At 71.5% G+C, this 2,113-nt stretch carries 3 protein-coding genes and 1 tRNA gene; all 4 read left to right on the forward strand.

Going from position 1 to position 2,113, the window contains the following annotated elements; genetic code table 11:
- The coding region (locus VGE38_RS06065; protein ID WP_331141641.1) for a DNA gyrase C-terminal beta-propeller domain-containing protein at positions 1 to 945 on the forward strand (945 nt) is incomplete at its 5' end.
- Between the two features lie 97 nt (positions 946 to 1,042).
- Positions 1,043 to 1,765, forward strand: a complete 723-nt coding sequence (locus tag VGE38_RS06070; RefSeq protein ID WP_304580005.1) for a DUF3566 domain-containing protein — start codon at positions 1,043 to 1,045, stop codon at positions 1,763 to 1,765.
- A gap of 95 nt (positions 1,766 to 1,860) precedes the next feature.
- Positions 1,861 to 1,934, forward strand: a tRNA-Ile gene (locus tag VGE38_RS06075).
- A 40-nt stretch (positions 1,935 to 1,974) separates the two neighbouring features.
- Positions 1,975 to 2,085: a DLW-39 family protein gene (locus VGE38_RS06080; RefSeq protein WP_208820446.1), complete on the forward strand. Its 111-nt coding sequence runs from the start codon at positions 1,975 to 1,977 to the stop codon at positions 2,083 to 2,085.
- The last annotated feature ends 28 nt before the right edge of the window (positions 2,086 to 2,113 follow it).

The raw sequence follows: 2,113 nt of genomic DNA on the forward strand, positions 1-2,113 counted from the left end.
GTCGTCACGATCACCCGCACCGGCTACGCCAAGCGCACGAAGACCGACCTGTACCGCGCCCAGAAGCGCGGCGGGAAGGGCGTGCAGGGGGCGCAGCTGAAGCAGGACGACATCGTCAACCACTTCTTCGTGTGCTCCACGCACGACTGGATGCTGTTCTTCACCAACCGCGGGCGGGTCTACCGGCTCAAGGCCTACGAGCTGCCCGAGGCCAACCGCACCGCGCGCGGCCAGCACCTGGCGAACCTCCTGGCCCTGCAGCCGGAGGAGGAGATCGCCCAGGTCATGCAGATCAAGGACTACTCGGCGCGGCCGTACCTGGTCCTGGCCACCCGCAACGGCCTGGTGAAGAAGTCGCGCCTGACCGACTTCGACTCCAACCGGGCCGGCGGCCTCATCGGCATCAACCTGCGCGACGACGACGAGCTGGTCGGCGCCGTCCTCTGTTCGGGTGACGACGATCTGCTCCTCGTGTCCGCCGAGGGCCAGTCCATCCGGTTCACCGCGTCCGACGACGCGCTGCGCCCGATGGGCCGCGCCACCTCCGGCGTCCTGGGGATGCGGTTCAACGAGGGCGACAAGCTGCTGGCCCTCGGCGTGATCCGCTCCGACACCTACCTGCTCGTCGCCACCACCGGTGGCTACGCCAAGCGCACCCCGATCGAGGACTACCCCGTTCAGGGCCGTGGCGGGAAGGGAGTGTTGACCCTCCAGTACGACCGTCGCCGTGGCACGCTGGTCGGTGCGCTCATCGTCGGCATCGACGACGAGCTGTACGCGATCACCTCCACCGGCGGGGTCATCCGGACCTCCGCCCGCGAGGTGCGGAAGGCCGGCCGGCAGACGAAGGGAGTCCGCCTGATGAACCTGGGCGAGAGCTCCACGCTGCTGGCCGTCGCCCGCAACGCGGAGGAGACCGAGGAGGACCCGGGCCAGCAGGCGTAGTGCACGTCGGGTGGCCGGCCCGCAGGGCCGGCCACCCGGTACACGCCGTGGGACCGGAGCAGTACCGAGCGACGACCAGCGAGGAGAGCTCCCACTCGTGAGCACCGACGACCGCACCCCGTCGCAGGACGAGGCCCGCACCGTCGCCACCGACGCCGACCACGACCCGTCGACGACGGCGGCCCCGGCCGACCACGTCCCCGGCCCGCGCGACGACGCCGAGCCCGCGGCCGACCCGGCCGGGGCCTCGCCGCCCCCGTGGCGCCGGGTGCCCGACACCCATGACGACCGCGACGGCGGCTCGGTCGCGGACTCGCTGCTGAGCGAGGCCCCGACCGCGTTCATGACCGCCCCCGGCGCAGGTGCGTCCGGCGCGACGACCGCCGTCCGCGACCCGGAGCAGCGCGAGAACGGCACGGCCCCGGCGGACACGCCGCGAGCGTCGGTCCGCAACCGGCCCCCGCGCCAGGCGCTGCTGCAGCTCAAGCGGCTCGACCCGTGGTCGGTACTGAAGATGGCCCTGGCGCTGGCCGTCGTGCTGTGGCTGGTGTGGATGGTCGCCGCGGGCGTCCTCTACGGCGTGCTCGGCGGGATGGGCGTCTGGGACCGGCTCAACGGCACCTACGCCGACCTGGTCACCTCGCAGCAGGAGACCGGGGGCTCGCTGATCAGCGTCGGCCGGGTCTTCGGGCTCGCCGCCGTCGTCGGCGCGGTGAACAGCCTGCTGTTCGCGGTGGCCATCACCGTGGTCGCGTTCGTCTACAACGTGGCCGCCGACCTGGTCGGCGGCATCGAGGTCACGCTCTCCGAGCGGGACTGACCGGAGCGTCGTCACGCACCCCGCACGGGGTCGGGCGGAGGGGGACCCCCTCGTAACCCGCTCGACCCCGTGCGGTAGTGTTTCTCCTGTTGCACGGGCCTATAGCTCAGTTGGTTAGAGCGCATCGCTGATAACGATGAGGTCGCTGGTTCAAATCCAGCTAGGCCCACACCTTCCCCCTCCGACAGTCACTCGCGAGGAGACCTGCGATGAAGAAGCTGTTCGTGCTGGCCGTCGCCGCCGGCGCTGCGTACTTCGGCTGGTCCCGCTTCCGCGGTGTCGGCTCCGACGACCTGTGGCACGAGGCCACCACCCGCTGACCCCGCCTCCCGGGGTACCGTGATCGGG

Origin of the sequence: Nocardioides sp., from assembly GCF_036405735.1 — a bacterium.
Classification (GTDB): Bacteria; Actinomycetota; Actinomycetes; order Propionibacteriales; family Nocardioidaceae; genus Nocardioides.